The sequence below is a fragment of the Colwellia sp. MB3u-41 genome, assembly GCF_014076845.1.
Taxonomy (GTDB): domain Bacteria; phylum Pseudomonadota; class Gammaproteobacteria; order Enterobacterales; family Alteromonadaceae; genus Colwellia_A.
Genome location: NZ_JACGUT010000082.1, coordinates 347734 through 366674 on the forward strand (window position 1 = coordinate 347734; position 18941 = coordinate 366674).

The 18941-nt window shown below is 37.2% G+C and carries 18 protein-coding genes; 8 read left to right on the plus strand and 10 right to left on the minus strand.

Going from position 1 to position 18941, the window contains the following annotated elements:
* Positions 1 to 2: 2 nt before the first annotated feature.
* Together H4J73_RS15350 and H4J73_RS15355 are read right to left on the minus strand one after the other, a co-directional pair.
* Complete coding sequence (locus H4J73_RS15350; RefSeq protein ID WP_182177199.1) at positions 3 to 572, minus strand: response regulator transcription factor; 570 nt, start codon at positions 570 to 572, stop codon at positions 3 to 5.
* A 12-nt stretch (positions 573 to 584) separates the two neighbouring features.
* Complete coding sequence (locus H4J73_RS15355; protein WP_182177200.1) at positions 585 to 1832, minus strand: HAMP domain-containing sensor histidine kinase; 1248 nt, start codon at positions 1830 to 1832, stop codon at positions 585 to 587.
* A 160-nt stretch (positions 1833 to 1992) separates the two neighbouring features.
* Here H4J73_RS15355 and msrA point away from each other — a divergent pair, with 160 nt between their 5' ends.
* Together msrA and H4J73_RS15365 are read left to right on the plus strand one after the other, a co-directional pair.
* Positions 1993 to 2544: a peptide-methionine (S)-S-oxide reductase MsrA gene (gene msrA / locus H4J73_RS15360; RefSeq protein WP_182177201.1), complete on the plus strand. Its 552-nt coding sequence runs from the start codon at positions 1993 to 1995 to the stop codon at positions 2542 to 2544.
* 274 nt (positions 2545 to 2818) lie between these two features.
* Positions 2819 to 4777 (plus strand): hypothetical protein, encoded by a 1959-nt coding sequence (locus H4J73_RS15365; RefSeq protein ID WP_182177202.1) that lies wholly within the window; start codon positions 2819 to 2821, stop codon positions 4775 to 4777.
* Positions 4778 to 5077: 300 nt separating this feature from the next.
* Here the strand turns inward: H4J73_RS15365 and H4J73_RS15370 are convergent, their stop codons facing one another.
* From H4J73_RS15370 to folB, 5 genes are all read right to left on the minus strand, one after another.
* Positions 5078 to 5926: a tetratricopeptide repeat protein gene (locus H4J73_RS15370; RefSeq protein ID WP_182223610.1), complete on the minus strand. Its 849-nt coding sequence runs from the start codon at positions 5924 to 5926 to the stop codon at positions 5078 to 5080.
* A gap of 134 nt (positions 5927 to 6060) precedes the next feature.
* Positions 6061 to 7215, minus strand: coding sequence for an acyl-CoA dehydrogenase family protein (locus H4J73_RS15375; RefSeq protein ID WP_182177204.1), 1155 nt, complete (start codon positions 7213 to 7215; stop codon positions 6061 to 6063).
* Between the two features lie 115 nt (positions 7216 to 7330).
* Complete coding sequence (locus H4J73_RS15380) at positions 7331 to 8149, minus strand: undecaprenyl-diphosphate phosphatase (RefSeq protein WP_182177205.1); 819 nt, start codon at positions 8147 to 8149, stop codon at positions 7331 to 7333.
* A gap of 48 nt (positions 8150 to 8197) precedes the next feature.
* Positions 8198 to 8695, minus strand: coding sequence for a 2-amino-4-hydroxy-6-hydroxymethyldihydropteridine diphosphokinase (gene folK / locus H4J73_RS15385; RefSeq protein ID WP_182177206.1), 498 nt, complete (start codon positions 8693 to 8695; stop codon positions 8198 to 8200).
* Complete coding sequence (gene folB / locus H4J73_RS15390) at positions 8695 to 9069, minus strand: dihydroneopterin aldolase (protein ID WP_182177207.1); 375 nt, start codon at positions 9067 to 9069, stop codon at positions 8695 to 8697. Before folB ends, folK begins: the two co-directional genes overlap by 1 nt.
* A 245-nt stretch (positions 9070 to 9314) precedes the next feature.
* Here folB and plsY point away from each other — a divergent pair, with 245 nt between their 5' ends.
* The gene (gene plsY, locus H4J73_RS15395; protein WP_182177208.1) at positions 9315 to 9893 is read left to right on the plus strand and encodes a glycerol-3-phosphate 1-O-acyltransferase PlsY; all 579 of its coding nucleotides are present in this window, start codon (positions 9315 to 9317) and stop codon (positions 9891 to 9893) included.
* Between the two features lie 176 nt (positions 9894 to 10069).
* On the opposite strand, the gene tsaD is transcribed toward plsY, so the two are convergent.
* Complete coding sequence (tsaD, locus tag H4J73_RS15400; protein WP_182177209.1) at positions 10070 to 11128, minus strand: tRNA (adenosine(37)-N6)-threonylcarbamoyltransferase complex transferase subunit TsaD; 1059 nt, start codon at positions 11126 to 11128, stop codon at positions 10070 to 10072.
* 349 nt (positions 11129 to 11477) lie between these two features.
* Between tsaD and rpsU the strand changes: the two genes are divergently transcribed.
* The 5 genes from rpsU (at position 11478) to H4J73_RS15425 (ending at position 16813) form a co-directional block, all read left to right on the plus strand.
* Positions 11478 to 11693 (plus strand): 30S ribosomal protein S21, encoded by a 216-nt coding sequence (gene rpsU, locus H4J73_RS15405; RefSeq protein WP_011045067.1) that lies wholly within the window; start codon positions 11478 to 11480, stop codon positions 11691 to 11693.
* Between the two features lie 36 nt (positions 11694 to 11729).
* Entirely contained in the window at positions 11730 to 12176 is a 447-nt protein-coding gene (locus tag H4J73_RS15410; RefSeq protein WP_182177210.1) for a GatB/YqeY domain-containing protein, read from the plus strand.
* Positions 12177 to 12370: 194 nt separating this feature from the next.
* Positions 12371 to 14128 (plus strand): DNA primase, encoded by a 1758-nt coding sequence (gene dnaG, locus H4J73_RS15415; protein WP_182177211.1) that lies wholly within the window; start codon positions 12371 to 12373, stop codon positions 14126 to 14128.
* Positions 14129 to 14242: 114 nt separating this feature from the next.
* Positions 14243 to 16078: an RNA polymerase sigma factor RpoD gene (gene rpoD / locus H4J73_RS15420; RefSeq protein ID WP_182177212.1), complete on the plus strand. Its 1836-nt coding sequence runs from the start codon at positions 14243 to 14245 to the stop codon at positions 16076 to 16078.
* 105 nt (positions 16079 to 16183) lie between these two features.
* A complete protein-coding gene (locus H4J73_RS15425) occupies positions 16184 to 16813 on the plus strand; it encodes a hypothetical protein (RefSeq protein WP_182177213.1) in 630 nt (209 codons plus the stop codon).
* Positions 16814 to 16816: 3 nt separating this feature from the next.
* Here H4J73_RS15425 and H4J73_RS15430 read toward each other — a convergent pair whose 3' ends face one another.
* Positions 16817 to 17977 carry an MbnH family di-heme enzyme gene (locus H4J73_RS15430; protein ID WP_182177214.1) on the minus strand — a complete coding sequence of 387 codons (1161 nt, stop codon included), beginning with the start codon at positions 17975 to 17977 and terminating at the stop codon, positions 16817 to 16819.
* Positions 17970 to 18806, minus strand: coding sequence for an MbnP family copper-binding protein (locus H4J73_RS15435; RefSeq protein WP_182223609.1), 837 nt, complete (start codon positions 18804 to 18806; stop codon positions 17970 to 17972). The genes H4J73_RS15430 and H4J73_RS15435 overlap by 8 nt, the downstream gene beginning before the upstream one ends.
* Positions 18807 to 18941: the final 135 nt, after the last annotated feature.

Below are 18941 nucleotides of genomic sequence, written 5' to 3' on the forward strand. Positions count from 1 at the left end.
GCTTAACGAGCGCCGGTATTAACCGTTGGTTTTTTTTGCAGCTTCCTTTGTAACGTTCTGCGGTGCATTGAAAGCTGACGTGCGGTTGCTGAAACATTACCATTATTAAATTTTAATACCTGTTGAATGTGCTCCCATTCAACTTGCTCAGTTGAAAGCGTTGGCTCATTGTTAATATCTTCCCCTCTATTGAAAGTAGGCATTGAGTGTTTTATAGAAGAATTATTATTTTTAGCTAATGCCGATAACAACGTTTGTGTATCTACCGGTTTAGTGAGGTAATCATCAGCGCCAAGTTTTATTGCGTCAACAGCGGTAGCAATACTCGCAAACCCAGTTAAAAGAATAATGCGACTATGTGGTAGCAATTTTCTCATGGGAGTAATCAAATTCAAGCCACTCTCATGATGAAGCTTCATATCCAGTAATATAAATTCAGGTAACTGACGATGACAAGTCAATAACGCATCATTAATATTATTGGCTAACCAACAGCTATATCCATATTTTTCCATACGCCGTTTAAGCATACTTGCAAAGGCGCTATCGTCTTCAACAATTAATAGTTTCATTCACTTCACTCCTTACATACCATCAGTAATTAAGGGTAATTTTAACGTTACTAAAGCGCCACCATCAAGATGATTGGTTAAGGTTAATCTTCCACCTAATCGCTCTAAACTTGCATGACTCAAAAATACAGCCATACCTAAACCATGCTTGCTATTGACAGGTTTAACGCCTAACTCACTTAACGTTGAGGGAGTAAAACCCCGACCAAAATCACGAATACTTAGCTGCCAGTTTATTTGATCACAGGCACTGGATAGTTCAATTCTATCACTATTATTCATTTTAGTTGCTTGGACGGCATTATTGACTAAATTTAAAATCGCCGGTAATAAAGAGGAATCTGCTAATATTTCTGCGTTTTTACCTAATGGAGACTGATTATTATTAGGTAAAAAATTAGCACTAATCTCTGGGTAATTAAGACTAATATGTTCAGCTACCTGTTTAATAATGTCAGTACAATAAACTACCTTTGATTTTTGCTCTTTTATCTCAAAAACCATTTCACGAAATTCAGCTAAACTTTTACTACAGCGTAATAATTGTAATTGAAGGTCTGCCACCACCGGGTGTTCTGGTAACTCATCACTGAGCTCATCGACCAGTAGCTGTACTGTAGCAATAGGCGTGGCGAGCTGATGCGTTATTTGTGCTGAAGCAACACCTAATGACATGACTTTTTCTTGCTTTAATTGCTCTTCCCGAAAAGCTGCTATCGCTAATTCTTTTTGGGAAATTCTTCGAGCCATTCGCCCAACAACTGTAGCAACGACAATGCTAGAAAATAGAAAGTTAATCCACATACCAATAAAGTGACTTTCCATATTGCCATGCATAACTGACATGGGTAATAACCAAAGTAAAACACTGTAAGAAGCAATAGCTAGTAACGCAACACCTCCTAACATTAGCGGGGGTAATGTTACAGCTGCAATAGCAATAGGGATAAGCAGTAAAGAGACGAAGGCATTAGTTGCTCCACCACTGTAATAAAGAATGAGTGCTAGAAATAAAATATCAGCACAAACTTGCCCAAGTAAAGCAAACTTATCTGCTTCTTTACCCGAACGATAATATAAATAGCTCGCTAAGGTAAATAAAATTTCGCTTAAAATAACAATTATTAACGGTAACCAAGGAAGCTGATATGCCAAAACTACGTTAACAAAAAATATCAATATAAGCTGAATGATAATGACCACACTGCGCAGTAATAGAACCGTGCGAACTTGATTGAATTTTCGAAAAAATAAAGACATAACGTTTGTTCTAGTTAATAGTATGTGTTGATATTACGCTAATTTTGACCTTTAAAACGGATCAAAAGTAGTTTTTTTAAATTTCAAATAAAAACATATAGACATCTAAACGTCTATTGCTGTACAGTTATTTTAATTACATATATTACGGTTAATTTTAATGTCATCACATGAAGAAAAAATCACACTAGCTGGCGGTTGCTTTTGGTGTATTGAAGGGGCATACAACCAATTAATAGGAATTAAATCTGCAATCTCAGGTTATATGGGGGGGAGTGCCGCACTAGCAACCTATGAAGATGTTTGCTTAGGTCAAACGGGTCATGCCGAAGTTGTGCAACTAACTTTTGATAACAGCGCAATTACGAGTCGTGAAATCTTAGAAGTTTTCTTCACACTGCACGATGCCAGTCAGTTAAATCGTCAAGGCAACGATATAGGTACTCAGTATCGTTCAGGAATTTTTTATCACAATAAAGATCAACAGCAAACTGCTGAAGATATTATTAAAGAAGTCGACGCTAGTAATATGTACAGTTCAGCTGTCGTGACCGAAGTGACCAAAGCATCAGAGTTCTTCTCTGGTGAAGACTTACATCAAGATTATTTTAATAACAATCCTGGTAACCCTTATTGCCAAACGGTTGTTTCGCCAAAATTAGCAAAATTTAGAAAAACCTTTGTAGGTAAACTAAAACCTACAGAGACTTAGACTAAATAGATAGCTGATGTAGCTTAAACTTTATATTAAGGCTTCATCAATATTTTTTATCTGGGTATAGGCCACGTTTTAAGTCCCTCCTATAAATAATAAGTGAGACTTTTAATGGTTTACATACCGATGATTAATGACTTAATACATCAAGGTGTATAATTTTATTCAATATTTGTTCGCTAATGGACGCTGTCTGGCAAGGCTTTAACTTGCCAAACAGAAGCGAGGTGTGCTTCTTGGTGGCCTTTATTTAAAACTACAGGAAAGTTTAATGACAAATAAAGTCTTATTCATTTTGGCAGTACTTTGCAGCACTCTAGTTTACCTGATGTTTGATAGTGGTAGCTCAACAAACAGAAATTCGGAAAATCTCCTTGTAAGTAATGAAACAAAAGTAACCAATGATTTAAGCACTTCTAAATTAAATCGCCATGCTATTCAGACCAAAAACACAACGAACACTTTAAGCCTATCAAAATTAGGAACATGTCATTCTGCACTTTATGTATCTGATGTAATGAGTAACCGCACCCAATATAACAATCAATCACTAATTAACTTATTAAATTTTTATAAAAAAAGCGGCTTTAACAACCAAGAAATACGGAATATTTTAATCGATTCAAAACTCTATGATCGCACTGAAGTAGAAACTGCATCCATTTTATTCGAACCACCAATTTATATATCTGAAAAAGTAAACAAAGAACAGTTACTGTACAATTTTAAACAAATAGATAAATTCAAAGGAGATTACCAATCCATAGCTGATGCAGTAAAGGCGGGCGAGTTGGATGTACATATGAACTTGTCTGCTTTTTATGGTCACCCTAAATCTATAATCGAGTTTTTACTTGAGAAAAAAGGAACTTTACCCGATATTTCAATCTTTCAGAGCTTAGTCGACTCTGGTGTACCTATTAGACCCAACACCATATTAAATGCACTTTCTCCGAACGTTGAAACAAATGTTTTATTGCTTATGATTAAGCACTTACCAGATAGTGAACGTAACCATCATTGGAATGAATTTTTTAATGGTGGGGTTAATTATTCTTATACCAGCTTTGCAGCAAAATACTCAAAACAAGAATCTTTAAAGATTATACTAGAAAAGTCTTTGGGTGATCGTTCAGATGCTATAAATGTCCTACTAAAAGATAAAATGCAATATGACCAAAGACCGAAACCGGTAAATATATTACAATTGGCCGAGGATAGTAATATCTTTAATACTAAATTGGATATGTTACTTGAACATGATATTCCTGTTGACGCAGATATATTGTCATCATACCTGAGCAGTAGAGGTTCTTTAAAAGAAGAACAAAAAATAGCATTAAAACAGAAAGTTACAAATACAACTCTAGAAGCATTTGATAAAATAGACGATGACTTACGCAACGCTGTAATTACTTACGCGGAGCGACTTCAAATAGCACAAAAAGCATGGCCAGAATTCATATTCTCTTATGACCCATCATGTAAGAAAATTCCTAAAAATTCTCATTATCGATTTGATAACTTGTTAGAAAAAAAAATCTTGCTCGATTTAATAGCTATAAAGAAAGCTACAGATACAAAACCTATGATTGAGCGAATGAAACTAATGGGTGATATATATGTTGACTGGTATATCAAAAGTTATATTTTTCCTAATATGCCTCTAGAACCAAAAGTTAAAGCCGATAGAACAAGCAAAAAATTCAGAAATACATCAACCTTAATGAATACTAATATTGTTTTAGGGAACTGGTCAAAAATCGGAGATTCGTTAAACAGTAGAAGTATACCTCTAGACTACTTATATCGAAACAATAGGTTTCTTATCGAGATAGGGATACAAGAAAGGGTACCACAAGACATATTATTTGATTGGTTTAGCCTAGGCGTACCAATACATAATTCATCCCTAGATGAATTACTAGCAATACCAGAATACAGTGAGTTTACAATTGATCTTTTAAAAAAAGGAAAGTTAATCAATAAAAGTCATAAATCAGTACTCTTCCAAGCCGTTAGACAAAAGAACATCCAACTAATTAAATTATTGCTTGAGCCAACGTTTGAAAGTGAACCCTTTAATAATAATTTAGGTTTAACAGCACTAGACTGGACATTATTAAATTATAGCTCTGGCATCAAGCCTCTATTAAACTTGTTATTAAAGCAAGAGACTCACTTATCATCTGAGCAAAAGGACTTGTTAACCAAATTAAATAATCTATAAGTTCACTAATCATTTTATTTTTTAATGGCCTAATTATTATCAACTACTTTAAATAATTAGGCCATTAGATATTTAACAAAAAATTGAAGGGTAATATAAGGGCAAACACACATAATAATAAGTAGTCCTGAAGTTTTTGGTTTTCAGTTTACTTCTAATCACAATTAAATTATCGACCTGCCTTTGAGCTTTTAAACCATGTTGAATCAAATTTGCGCATTAAGTAAGAAAGTAGTTCATTCCTATGCTATTTTTCAAATTAAGTAATAAATAAAACTTTGCATTAACTGTTTTATGCAATTAATACATCAAGGTGTATAATTTTCTTCGATATTTATTCGCTAATGGATCGCCATCAGGCAATGCCTTTAGCACATCAAGATATAAATCTTTGCTCGCCGTGTCTGCACTATCTTTTTGCATGAGTCTAAATAATAATACCAACGCTTCTTCATGACGATTAACTTGGCTGTACTGGGCAACAAGTTGATGTTGTAGTTCTATATTATCCGTATCATTTGCGAGTTGAGCTTCTAGCGCTTTAATTTCAGGTGAATCGGCCGCTTGGCTCGCGAGTTCAAGCTTAGCGATAAGTGCATGGTAGTAGCTGTCTTGATCAACCATCATAATCGTGGCTAATAATGACTCAGCTTCCACTATTTTACCTGTTTGCAAATAAACATCCGTCAACATTAATTTAATATCAGCACGTTCACTGTTAAGTTGATAAGCATTATTGATCACGGTAAAAGCATCATTAACATGATTATCTGCTAATAATTTTTGGGCCTGAGTAAGCAGTAAATCTTCTTCTTTAGGTAAATGATTCGCTAAAAACTCTTTGATATGCTCATCGTTTTGTGGCCCAGTTAATCCGTCAAGTGGCTGACCATCTTTCACTAAGATAGCGGTAGGTAGCCCTTGAATACCAAACTGTTGGGCAATTTGTTGCTGAGTTTGACAGTCAACTGTGGCATATAATATATACTCTTCAAAACCTTGTAAGCCATGGGCTAACTTATCTTTTAGCTCTAAACTTTCCGGTACCTGCGCCGCCCAAAAGTCGACTAAGACTAACTTCGTTTTTGATTCGTCTAAAATAACTTGTTGAAAATTTTCTAGGGTAATTTCAATGGCATTTGTAGTCACATTCAGTTCCGTTTAGTTTATTGATGAGCGTCTATAATCTATATTTTGGGGCGATTATAGAAAGCTCAAGTGCCTTAACGCAAAAAGCTGAATTCCAGCAGGAATTCAGCTTTTTGCGTTAAGCGTGATAATAATTAGACTTCGCTCAATAACTCACGAGCAATAATTATTTTTTGAATTTCGCTCGTACCTTCATAAATAGTGGTAATGCGGACATCTCGTGCCATACGCTCTAATGGATATTCTTTAATGTACCCTGCGCCACCCATCAATTGTAATGCGTCGTAACAAGCAATATTGGCTTTTTCAGCAGCAAATAACTTCGCCATAGAAGCTGACTTACCAAACGGTAAGCCTTGTTCTTTTGTGTAAGCCGCTTGCATAAGTAACAGGCGGGCAGCTTCTAAATCAGTGTAACGCTCAGCGAGCTTCCATTGTAAACCTTGGAAATTTGATAATGCTTGGCCAAATTGCTGACGTTCAGTAATAAATGCACGGGCGTAATCCATAGCGGCTAAACCTATACCTAACGCTAATGAGCCAATACCAATACGACCACCAGCAAGTTCGCCAACAGCAACGCCAAAGCCTTTATTTTCTTTCCCCATCATAGCTGATGCAGGTATACGACAATCGTTAAAATTCACTTCATTGGTCGGTGATGCTTTTTGTCCCATTTTGTCTTCAGGTTTGCTTACTGTGATACCTGGCGTGTTTGCTTCCACTAAGAAACATGAAATGCCCTTCCCTTTTCGCGCTGTAGGGTCAGTTACCGCCCAAACGACAAAGATATCGGCAAAGCTAGCACTGGTAATATAAAGTTTACTGCCATTTAACACGTATTCGTTACCATCAAGTACCGCTGAGGTTTTCATACCTGCTGGATCAGAGCCTGCACTATTTTCGGTTAAACAAAAAGCACCTGCTTTATATTCACCACTACAAATTTTAGGTAAATAATTTTGCTTTTGATCCTCATTACCCACCGCTTGAATAACCTCGGCAACCATATTGGTTACTGAAGTAGTAACCGCAGTTGAGGCACAGGCTCTTGCTATTTCGGTTATTGCTAAACTAAAAGCAACCGTACCGGCTTCTACGCCGCCATATTCTGCTTTAATATTTAACCCCATAAAGCCCAGTTCAGTTAGTTGCGCAAGCTTATTGAGAAAAAGTGTTTGATCTTGGGTTTCATCAAGTTCGGCCGCTACAGGAGCTAATTCACTTTCAGCGAATTTTTTTGCCATATCTTGAATCATCATCTGTTCTTCGGTTAATGATAAATTCATTACTTACTCACTTTTGTATTTGTATAGGATGAACATTTGAAAATTATTTCTCATGTAATATCTTTATTATTATTTCTTTTGTGTCTTAACTAAACGATATCAAAATCGATTTAGATCAATTAACCATTATAAACCACAGTAATGCGACGCCAAGTACTAACCGGTAGATGACAAATGGCATCATACCTACTTTTTCAAGTAATATGAGAAAGTAATGAATACAGGCATAAGCACTAAAAAAAGCTAACACACTGCCTAACCCGATAGCGTTCCAGTCAACAGGACCCGTTTCAGTAATTAATTTTAGCGTTAAATAACTCCCCGCCATAGCAATAGCAGGAATGGAGAGTAAAAAAGAAAATCGTGCGGCATTTTCTCGGCTTAAACCTAACATCAAACCAATGGTCATCGTGATACCTGAACGCGATGTACCAGGAATTAATGCGACAGCTTGTGCCAAACCAATGAGCATGGCACCTTTAAACCCTAACTTTTCAAAATCAATATGCTCAGTCGTTTTTCTTTTACCCGCTCTAATATCAGCATAGCCAAGTAAAAAGCCAAAAATCAAGGTGGTAGCAGCAATCACCGCGGCAGTTCGCAAATGCGCTTCAATAAAGTCTTTGCCAAGTAAACCAAAGATACCTAATGGGATAGTGGCAAATAATATCCACCAAGCAAGCTTGCCATCAAAGCGGGTATTATCTCCCTTAATACTGCCAACCCAAGCAACCGCCATATTGGCAACGTCTTTACGAAAATATAAAACAACAGCAAGTAACGTCCCCACATGTAAAGCAACATCGAGAGCTAAACCTTGGTCTTTCCAGCCTAAAACAGCTGATGGCAAGATTAAATGTGCTGAACTTGATACGGGTAAAAACTCCGTTAATCCTTGTAAAATAGCTAAAATAAATATTTCTGTAATGGTCATTGCTTATTATATTCCTTATGTATAATTCAATTTTTTAATATTTAACTTTTATAATTGGCTTGACCACGAAAAGTCTACTGTGGTTATTTGTTGTTGTGTTTTATCGTAAGCTTGCCAAAGTTGTTGGTACGATTTTTTTAAAATGGGGTGTTTAAGATCTGGGGCTACTTCAGCCAATGGCCATAAAACAAAGGCATTCTCGGTGATTTCGGCACGTGGAATTTGTGCTGGAGTGTTTAACACTAAATCGTCAAACAGTAATAAATCTAAATCTAAGGTGCGTGGGCTATATTTTTTAGCATCAATTTCTCGACCGTTGTTAAGCTCAATTTCGCGGAGTGCTTTAGCAACTTGTACTATATTAAGTTTGGTCGTCGCACCGATCACCATATTATAAAATTCCGCACCGTCGAATCCTACGGCTTGACTAGCAAATAAAGATGATAGCGTTAACTCACCCAGTAGCGCTTCAAGGGCAGTCAATCCTCTCTGTAAATAGTGCTGACGGTCGACATTACTGCCAAGCGAAATATATAAACGCGCCATTACCCATGATTACTGTTATTTGATTGGCTACCACGTTCAATTTCAACACCAACTGTGATGGCATTATGCACAGCATTAGGCTTTCCAACTTTCAACTTAAGCCAAGGGATATGATAAGTTTCCATTAGAAACTTAGCTAAACGCTCGGCTAATGTTTCAAGCAAATCTACAGGGTTTTTATTAGCAAAATCAGCAATTTTTATTGATATTTCAGCGTAGTCGAGTGTTTTAGCTAACTCATCATTTTCAGCGGCTCTAGCGGTATCCCAGCCCATCACTAGATCAATCACTAAAGTTTGTTTGATCCCTTTTTCCCATTCGAAAAAACCTATGGTGGTTTGAATGCTCAAGCCTTCAATATAAACTTTATCCATTGACGTATACTCATTCTTTAATGAAACAACTAAAAATAGAGGCCGATTTTACCTGTGCAAAACTATAAAAACTAGGGTTCACTGATCAATTAATATTTTTTATTGCTATACATGTAAAAAAACTTATTTGCATTGCGATTACGACACGCTAGAATATCAAAAGTTATTAAAATATTTGTGATAAACCGTATATATTTTAATAATGTACTAGGAGGTTTTTTATTAGCGCTTTATTAATAACACTGATGATTATGATTGCTGCCTATTTAGTCGGCTCGATTTCTAGTGCTATTTTATTGTGTAAATTATTTAATCTACCAGACCCTCGAACTGCAGGCTCAAACAACCCCGGCGCAACCAATGTTTTGCGCATAAGTAATAAATATATCGCTGCATTGGTACTTACCTTTGATGTTCTCAAAGGGACTATTCCGGTGTGGAGCGCATATTTCCTTGGCTTAGCCCCCCTTAATTTAGGACTTATCGCACTTGCTGCTTGTTTGGGGCATATGTACCCGATATTTTTTAACTTTAAAGGCGGGAAAGCGGTTGCAACGGCACTTGGCGTTTTACTCCCTATTGGTTTAGATTTAGGCGGCCTGCTAATTTTGACTTGGGTAAGTGTGATATATTTTACGCGGTATTCAAGTTTAGCCGCGATTGTTACGGTATCTCTGGCTCCTTTTTATATTTGGCTACTAAAACCTTTATATATGTATCCGGTCATGATGTTATCGGTGTTAATTATATTTCGCCACAAAGATAATATTTGGCGTTTAATTAAAGGACATGAAAGTAAGGTTTCTTTTACTAAAACCCAGTAAATCATTCGTTGAACCGCATGGTTACTTTCGGTAACTGCTCCTACATTCCCCTAATGTCCTACCGCGGCTTAGACACCTTGTAAAATCAAAATTAGTGGCGTGTACAACTACTGAATGCAAAAGGCAGGGTCACTCAGGCAACAAAACCAAGAGTGACTATATTTAGTTAATGTTACTTAAACAGCAGGTAAAGTATCTAATGGCCAACGAGGCGTGGCTTTAAACGATAAATCTGCGTCAGTTCCGGCTTTTAAACGTTGTAAACCTGCATAAGCGATCATCGCACCGTTATCTGTACAAAACTCAGGACGTGGATAAAAAACTTCGCCGCCAAGCTGCTTAGTGATTTGCCCTAATTTTTCTCGAAGAGACGTGTTGGCACTAACGCCACCAGCAATCACTAAGCGCTTTAACTCACATTGCTGCAAAGCTCGGCGACATTTTATTACTAACGTATCAACAACCGCTTCTTGGAATGCATAAGCAACATCAGCATGGGTTTGCTCATCCATACCATCATTGCCTTGTGCTTTTTGTAACGCTATTTCTTTGCGAATAACCGTACCGGCAGCTGTTTTTAAACCACTAAAACTAAAATCTAAACCAGGACGGTCGGTCATAGGGCGTGGTAACTTGAAACGTCCTTGGGTGCCTTTTTCAGCCATTTTAGACAACGCTGGTCCACCTGGGTAGTCAAGCCCGAGTAGTTTTGCGGTTTTATCGAATGCTTCACCGGCGGCATCATCAACCGATTCACCTAACATTTCATATTGACCAATACCGTCAACACGCACGAGCATGGTATGTCCACCAGAAACGAGCAAAGCAACAAAAGGAAATTCGGGTACATTTTCTTCTAACATGGGTGCCAATAAATGCCCTTCCATATGATGAACAGGCACGGCAGGTAGACCCCAACCATAGGCTAAACTTCTGCCAATTGAACAGCCAACTAATAAAGCCCCAACTAACCCAGGCCCTGCAGTATAAGCAACACCGTCTAAATCAGCAGGAGTTAAATTTGCCTCTTTTAAGACTTCTTTAATTAGTGGGATAGTTTTACGGACATGATCTCGTGACGCTAATTCAGGAACGACGCCGCCATAGTCAGCATGAACAGCAATTTGGCTATATAAACGATGCGCAACGATACCTTCGGGTAAATCACCTTCGCCGTCGTCATAAATAGCAATGCCTGTTTCATCGCAAGATGTTTCTATACCTAAAATTCGCATAATACCCTTAACCTAAAAATCTAAATAACGTTTACTTTCATTTTATCGAGCGATTTTAACGCCCCCTATGTAAGTATTATACCCATTTGATTAAGGTTTTGATCTACTTTTTTATGAAAAAACAGATAAAGGTAAACGAAGTTTTTATTCATTTTAGCTATTTAAAATGAGCAGATATATAATAAAACCAGTATTAAATTAACTAATTTTAGTTTTAGAAAATATTACACTTTACTTTAACTAGTGGTTAGCTTTAAAATACGTCACCCAATTTTGATAGAGTGGGTGTTTGCGAAGCAATAATGTTTAAGCAATACACCAATCATATAGATACATACTAAGGTTATACATGCCAGTAATTAAAGTTAGAGAAAACGAACCATTTGACGTTGCATTACGTCGTTTTAAACGTTCATGTGAAAAAGCAGGGATCCTTTCAGAAGTTCGCCGTCGCGAATCTTACGAAAAGCCTACTTGGGAACGTAAACGTAAGAAAGCTGCTGCAGTTAAACGTGCCGCTAAAAAAGTTTCTCGTGAAAACGCTCGCCGCGTTCGCATGTACTAAGATACCTTAGTAGTATTTAAGACTATCGAGTAAAATATGAGTTTAATAAATCAACTCAGAGATGAAATGAAAGTTGCTATGCGTGCTAAAGACAAATGTCGTCTTGGTGTTATTCGCATGGCTATATCAGCTGTCAAACAAGCCGAAATCGATCATAACCTCGAAGCAACTGATGAGAACGTCATTGCGCTTTTAACCAAAATGGTTAAACAGCGTAAAGAGTCAATCAAGATGTTTACTGAGGGTGGTCGAGATGAATTAGCGGCTAAAGAAGCTGAAGAAGTAACCGCGTTAGGATTTTTTCTTCCGCAACCTCTTTCAAGCGAAGAAGTTAGTCAGTTAATTACGAAAACTATTGCCGATACCGGTGCAGCGTCAATGGCTGACATGGGTAAAGTAATGGCGGTATTAAAACCTTTAATGCAAGGTAAAGCAGACTTAGGGGCCGTAAGTGGCCAAGTTCGCAATACATTAAACGCATAAAGGGTTGTAACAAAAGCTTACTCACTTAATCTTATAGAAAAATATTTTAAAGCCGTGAATTTATTTCACGGCTTTTTTGTTTATATAAAGCTCACTTAACGTTTCATCTTAACGAGAAACTAAAAAACACCTACCCCATCAGGTAAATTCAGTTTAAAATAAACATCGCACAAACAACCAAAGATAAAGTAGTAATGACTGGTATGATCCCTCGACAATTTATAGATGACTTATTGGCTCGCGCTGATATTGTCGAATTGATCGATTCTCGGGTTCCCTTAAAAAAAGCAGGTAAAAATTATCAAGCTTGCTGCCCCTTTCATACTGAAAAGTCTCCTTCATTTAGCGTTAGCCAAGATAAACAGTTTTATCATTGCTTTGGTTGTGGCGAACATGGCAATGCCATTTCTTTTTTAATGGAATTTGATCGTTTAGAGTTTCCTGACGCGATTGAAGAACTTGCTTCTCATTATAATATGGAAGTGCCTCGCGAAAAAAACAACCATAGTCCTGCACAACTTAAACAACAGCAACAAGCACATCAACAAAAACAAGACGATTATGAGCTAATGGAAAAAATCAGTCGTTTTTATCAACAACAATTAAAAGTTGCCCAAGACAAAGATACCGCCATCGAGTACCTAAAAGGTCGTGGACTAAGCGGTGAAGTCGTTAAGCGCTTTGGTATTGGTTATATCAGCGATGCTTGGGATGGCATGATGAACATTTTTGCTACAAATCCTTCAGCAACGCAACAGCTTGTTGATTTAGGCATGGCGATTAAAGGAGATAAAAACCGTCCATATGATCGATTTAGAGGCCGAATTCAATTTCCTATTCGAGACAAGCGTGGACGGATTATCGGTTTCGGCGGACGGGTTTTGGGTGATGGTACGCCAAAATATTTAAACTCTCCAGAAACACGTATTTATCATAAAGGCCAAGAATTATATGGTTTATATGAAGCGAAACAAGCCAATAAGCAATTAACACGTTTAGTCGTTGTTGAAGGCTATATGGACGTTGTCGCCCTTGCACAACATGGGGTTGACTATGCTGTTGCATCGCTTGGTACATCAACAACGCCAGAACAATGCCAAACATTATTTAGAACCGTTAAAGAGGTTATTTGTTGTTATGATGGCGACCGCGCAGGACGAGATGCTGCTTGGCGAGCCATGGAAAATGCTCTTCCTTTAATTAACGACGGCACTAGCTTAAAATTTGTATTTTTACCGGATGGCGAAGACCCAGATTCATTAATTAGAGAAAAAGGTCAACAGGCTTTCGAAGAAATTTTAGATAACGCCACGCCTTTATCAGTATTTCTATTTGATCACCTTTCTTTGCAAGTGAATATGAATACGCTGGAAGGTAAATCAAAAATGATTGAATTATTTCAGCCTTATTTAAATAAACTTCCTGACAGCACGTTGAAAGATTCAATTTTAACTGAATTAGCCAATAAATTTGCACGTGGTAACGAAAAACGTTTAGAAGAATTACGTAAAAAAAATGTCCAAAAAAATAAGGCGAGTGCAGTAAAAAAACAAAGTAAGATCACACCATTGCGTCTTGCTATTGCATTATTACTTGAGCACCCCCATATCATTAGAGCGTTACCCGATATTACCATTTTACAACAGCTCGATATGCCAGGTATCCCCTTGCTAAATAGTCTGTTAGTACTATGTAAACAAAATTCAGATATTAACAGTGGTCAATTGATTGAACATTTTCGAGGGACGACTGAAGGTAGTCAATTAACAAAGTTGATGTGCTTACAGCACTATGTCGAACCTGAAAATGCTGAATCAATGTTTATTGATGTAATAGAAAGTTTTTTAAACAAATTTATTGAACAACGCACAGAGCAATTGCTTGCTAAAGAATATGAAAGTGGTTTAAGCAAAAGTGAGAAACAAGAATTGCACAGTTTGTTAAGTGCGTAGCAAGTAAAAATAAGTTGAACTTAGTTTAACGCTGGCAATATACTAAGCAATTAGCTATAATTTCCGGCTTACTGTTTTCATTTTGATAGCCATAATTTAGGTGGACACTCGTCAATGAATCAAGCCCCACAATCTAGACTTAAAGAGCTCATTACCAAAGGTAAAGAGCAAGGTTACTTAACTTTTGCACAAGTTAACGATCACCTTCCACAAGACATAATCGATTCAGACCAAGTTGAAGACATCGTTAGAATGATCAACGACATGGGTATTCAAGTATTCGAAACTGCTCCAGATCAAGATACTTTGATGATGACAGAAGGTAATACTGATGAAGATGCTGCTGAGGCAGCAGCCCAGGCACTTGCTACGGTTGAAAGCGAAATTGGTAGAACAACAGATCCTGTCCGCATGTACATGCGTGAAATGGGTACGGTTGAACTATTAACACGTAAAGGCGAAATTGTAATCGCCAAGCGTATTGAAGAAGGCATTAAGGAAGTTCAGCGTAGTGTTGCTGAATATCCGCCGGCAATCAATTTTTTACTCGATATGTGGGACAACTTTGAAGCTGAAGAAGTACGTTTAACTGACATTATTGTTGGCTTTTTAGACCCTGATGCCGAAGAAGAAGAAATTCCAGCGGCAGCGACTCATATTGGCTCAGAACTTTCGAAAGAAGATCTAAGTGATGAAGACAAAGCTGATGATGAAGACGAGGAAGAAGAAGATACAGGTCCTTGTCCTGAGCTTGCTAAAGAAAAGTTCACATTGCTTCGCAATGCCTATGAGAAAGCAAATAAAGTTATTGATGCTAAAGGTCGTGGTCATAAAGACGCACAATCAGCAATTGATGATCTAGCTGAAGTATTTAAAGAATTCCGTTTAATACCTAAACTCTTTGATAAGCTTGTTAAAAACATGCGTAGCGTAATGGATAGATTACGTATTCAAGAACGTTTAATCATGAAGCACTGTGTTGTTGGTGCGGGCATGCCTAAAACAACGTTTATTAAGATATTCCCTGGTAATGAAACCTCTAAAGATTGGTTTAACGAACATAAAGCTGCAGGTCATGCTTACTCAGCAAAAATGTCTGATATTGAACTAGACGTTGAACGCTGTATTTATAAATTAAACCAATTAGAAAAAGAAACGTTCTTAAATGTACACGGTATTAAAGATATTAATCGTCGTATGTCTATCGGTGAAGCTAAGGCTCGTCGTGCGAAAAAAGAAATGGTTGAAGCTAACTTACGTCTTGTTATTTCAATTGCGAAAAAATACACCAACCGTGGTTTACAATTCTTAGATTTAATTCAAGAAGGTAACATTGGTTTGATGAAAGCGGTTGATAAATTTGAATACCGTCGTGGTTACAAATTTTCAACGTATGCAACGTGGTGGATCCGTCAAGCGATCACTCGTTCAATTGCTGACCAAGCCAGAACGATTCGTATCCCAGTACATATGATTGAAACGATCAATAAATTGAATCGTATTTCACGTCAAATGTTACAAGAAATGGGACGCGAGCCAACACCTGAAGAATTAGCAGAACGTATGATAATGCCTGAAGATAAAATCCGTAAGGTATTAAAAATTGCTAAAGAGCCTATTTCAATGGAAACCCCTATTGGTGATGACGAAGATTCACACTTAGGCGATTTCATTGAAGATGGTAACGGTGAGCTACCTGTTGATTCTGCTACTGCAGAAAACTTGAAATTTGCTACACACGAAGTATTAGCTGGCTTAACCGCTCGTGAAGCTAAAGTGCTAAGAATGCGTTTTGGTATCGATATGAATACCGACCATACTTTAGAAGAAGTAGGTAAACAATTTGATGTTACGCGTGAACGTATTCGTCAAATTGAAGCAAAAGCGTTACGTAAACTACGTCACCCTTCTCGCTCTGAACAACTGAAAAGTTTCTTAGACGGCGAATAAACCTTTCATTTTTAAATAGATGACTTAAAATCCAGTAATGACTTACTGGATTTTTTTTACCTAAAATTAACTCGACTTAACCCATATTCTATAAAAGGACTTTCAATGCGCTTTATCATTCTATTACTTTCTTTATTTTTAACACTACCGACGTTAGCGTCTAAATCTGAGCCTATCGAAGTAACTCCCTTTGCAGGTTACCGTTTAGGGGGGGACTTTACTGTTGCAGGTGACTTTTATGATATGAGTGAACCCCAATCGTTAGAAGTTGAGATAGATGAAAGTTCAAGTTTTGGCGTAATTGTCGCTTGGCCTTATGATGATAAACGCCAAGGAGAATTACTGTTCAGCCACTATGAGAGTGAACTAATACCTGCAAGTTTATTAACACCATATACGAGTGATCTGTCAGTAAGCTACCTACACATCGGCGGTAATGTGCCCATTTCAAACACCTTAATACCCTTCTGGTTTTCTGGTGGCTTTGGTATTACGCATTTTTCACCTGATGCAAAAGAACTTGATGATGAAACCAAACTGTCGGTTAATTTAGGGTTTCATAGCAAATTACAATTAAGTGAACAGGTAGCTATTCGCTTAGGTGCAAGAGTCTATGCAACACTTATTGACGCTAAAGATGCAATATTCTGTGATAACAATACCTGTGAAGTCGCAATATCAAGCGACATGTGGGTGCAAAGTGAATTATCAGCAGGTTTAACCTTCACGTTTTAAGACTTACTTCTCAACAATAATATGCTTGGGATCAGATAAAAATGTTTGGTCCGTGAGTGTTTTCAAGAAAGCCAGCAAATCGTTTTTTTCTGCGGTGGTCAAAGTAAATCCTTTGATAAACTGACTTTTTAATGGATTTTTTCGACCATCTCCTTGATGTTTTCCTGTTGTAATATTTCTTCCACCTGCCGCATAAAAATCAATAACGTCGGATAAATTCGCCATACTGCCATCATGCATATAGGGAGCACTGACTTCAATATTACGTAAAGTGGGCGCTCTAAACCGACCATCGTCCCTTGCTAAGGTTGAAATTTCTGCTAAACCTGTATCATTTTTTGGGTAACCTGATTTGTGACTATTACTTACATTATACAAACCCGTATTATGAAAAGGTCTGCGATCAATTAGCTGTTTTTCATGGCTGGTAGACTGCGTAAAATTAAATCCACCATGACAATGATGACACTCGAGCCTTTCTGAGAAAAACAGATTCATCCCTCGTAAAGCTTCTGCGGATATAGCATTGTCGTTAGCCAAATATGCGTAGCTATCAAAAGGCGAATCTAAAGAAATTAAACTGCGTACGTAACTCGCTAATGCTTTAACAATTAAATCGAAACTTATGGTTTTTTCTGGGAAGGCTTCAGTGAATAAACGCTGATAACTCTTGGTATTAAATCGCGCTAAAACCTGATCTTCATGGCCAGTTATACCTAATTCAACCGGTGATTCACCAAACATAGGTAATAGTATTTGCTGTTCAATAGAGGTTAAACCGTCATGGGCCCACGTTAATGTTTTGTTGTACGCTATGTTAACTAAAGCAGAGGCATTACGTCGATGTGGTTGTGCGGTGCTACCAAATGAGTGTGGGATATTTTCACCAAAAGAAAATTCTTGATGATGACAACTGGCGCAAGCTTGTTGTTGATTGGCAGATAAACTTTTATCAAAAAAGAGTTGTTTACCTAAATTAACTTTTGCTTGGGTCATCGGGTTATCTTGCGGCACTTGTGGTTTAGGGAATCCCGCGATAATTGGCCACTGATAATCACTTTCTAGCTTCTTATTCTCACTACATGATTGCAAAACCAAAAAAATGCCAAAAGTGAATAAGCACTGAAGTGTTAATTTAACCCGATGTAGAAGCCCATTACTCATTATTTTTTGTCTTAAATAACAACGATTCATTACTACTATTCGCTCCCAAACCTAAATTTTTAAATAACATTTTACAGCTTTCTTCGTCGGCTGCCGATTGACAACTATTTTTGCGTGCTAATCCAACATCTCGCACTAACAACGCTAAATCAAATTCAATGGTAGAATTTTCCAAGGTAAAAGGTAAAGAAACAGACACGCGATTAGGATACAAACATTCATTTTTTGGTGCACGTACTGGGCTTAATGCTTTACAACCGGTAGAGCCTAGGTGAAATAGCCAGTCATCGTTTTGAGAGACTAACTCGGCCCGCATAAATTTATGCCCCCCTTGCCATCCCCAAAACATTGAAGCCTCATTTAATGGACTAGGTTGGGTTAATGGATTCAGGTGATTAAGTGTAAATGGTACACCTAAAGTAAAACGAATATCAGTAACAACAACCGATTCATTTAAGGGTATTAATTCGAGTTGCCAATAACCTTTGCTATTTTTTCTATCACATACCTCTCCCAATAAAGCGACATTGTCTGCTTGATTTGCATTTGTTGTCATCAGCCAAGGCTGCCAACCATTACTGCTGGTATTCACCTCAACGCCATGGATAAAAAACTGTAACTGCTGATATTGCCACTGTTGTGGTTCGCTACTTTTTAATTCATGAACATCAGAAAAACTACTCGCACAGTTGATGGCAGTATTTTTATAAAAAGCTTGAAAGGTAATTTTTGTGGGGTTCGCCTTTTGAAAACATCCTGAAAGTAAGGTTATACTTAACCCAAAAATAGGTGTGATAGATAAAAAAAATTTTAATATATAACGGTTCATTTGAATAAGGCTTAATCGTTGAATGCAAAGTAATATTTACATGAAGTTAAGGTAATGTTAACGAGTCAGTTTTAAATTGTACGTTAACTTGCTATGGTAAAGCCATCAAATATTGAACAGCTAAATAAAAAACGA

Coding starts and splice junctions, on each gene's coding strand:
- H4J73_RS15350 (WP_182177199.1), bottom strand. CDS start 572: ATGAAACTATTAATTGTTGAAGACGATAGCGCCTTTGCAAGTATGCTT.
- H4J73_RS15355 (WP_182177200.1), bottom strand. CDS start 1,832: ATGTCTTTATTTTTTCGAAAATTCAATCAAGTTCGCACGGTTCTATTA.
- msrA (WP_182177201.1), top strand. CDS start 1,993: ATGTCATCACATGAAGAAAAAATCACACTAGCTGGCGGTTGCTTTTGG.
- H4J73_RS15365 (WP_182177202.1), top strand. CDS start 2,819: ATGACAAATAAAGTCTTATTCATTTTGGCAGTACTTTGCAGCACTCTA.
- H4J73_RS15375 (WP_182177204.1), bottom strand. CDS start 7,215: ATGAATTTATCATTAACCGAAGAACAGATGATGATTCAAGATATGGCA.
- H4J73_RS15380 (WP_182177205.1), bottom strand. CDS start 8,149: ATGACCATTACAGAAATATTTATTTTAGCTATTTTACAAGGATTAACG.
- folK (WP_182177206.1), bottom strand. CDS start 8,695: ATGGCGCGTTTATATATTTCGCTTGGCAGTAATGTCGACCGTCAGCAC.
- folB (WP_182177207.1), bottom strand. CDS start 9,069: ATGGATAAAGTTTATATTGAAGGCTTGAGCATTCAAACCACCATAGGT.
- plsY (WP_182177208.1), top strand. CDS start 9,315: ATGATTATGATTGCTGCCTATTTAGTCGGCTCGATTTCTAGTGCTATT.
- tsaD (WP_182177209.1), bottom strand. CDS start 11,128: ATGCGAATTTTAGGTATAGAAACATCTTGCGATGAAACAGGCATTGCT.
- rpsU (WP_011045067.1), top strand. CDS start 11,478: ATGCCAGTAATTAAAGTTAGAGAAAACGAACCATTTGACGTTGCATTA.
- H4J73_RS15410 (WP_182177210.1), top strand. CDS start 11,730: ATGAGTTTAATAAATCAACTCAGAGATGAAATGAAAGTTGCTATGCGT.
- dnaG (WP_182177211.1), top strand. CDS start 12,371: ATGACTGGTATGATCCCTCGACAATTTATAGATGACTTATTGGCTCGC.
- rpoD (WP_182177212.1), top strand. CDS start 14,243: ATGAATCAAGCCCCACAATCTAGACTTAAAGAGCTCATTACCAAAGGT.
- H4J73_RS15425 (WP_182177213.1), top strand. CDS start 16,184: ATGCGCTTTATCATTCTATTACTTTCTTTATTTTTAACACTACCGACG.
- H4J73_RS15430 (WP_182177214.1), bottom strand. CDS start 17,977: ATGAGTAATGGGCTTCTACATCGGGTTAAATTAACACTTCAGTGCTTA.
- H4J73_RS15435 (WP_182223609.1), bottom strand. CDS start 18,806: ATGAACCGTTATATATTAAAATTTTTTTTATCTATCACACCTATTTTT.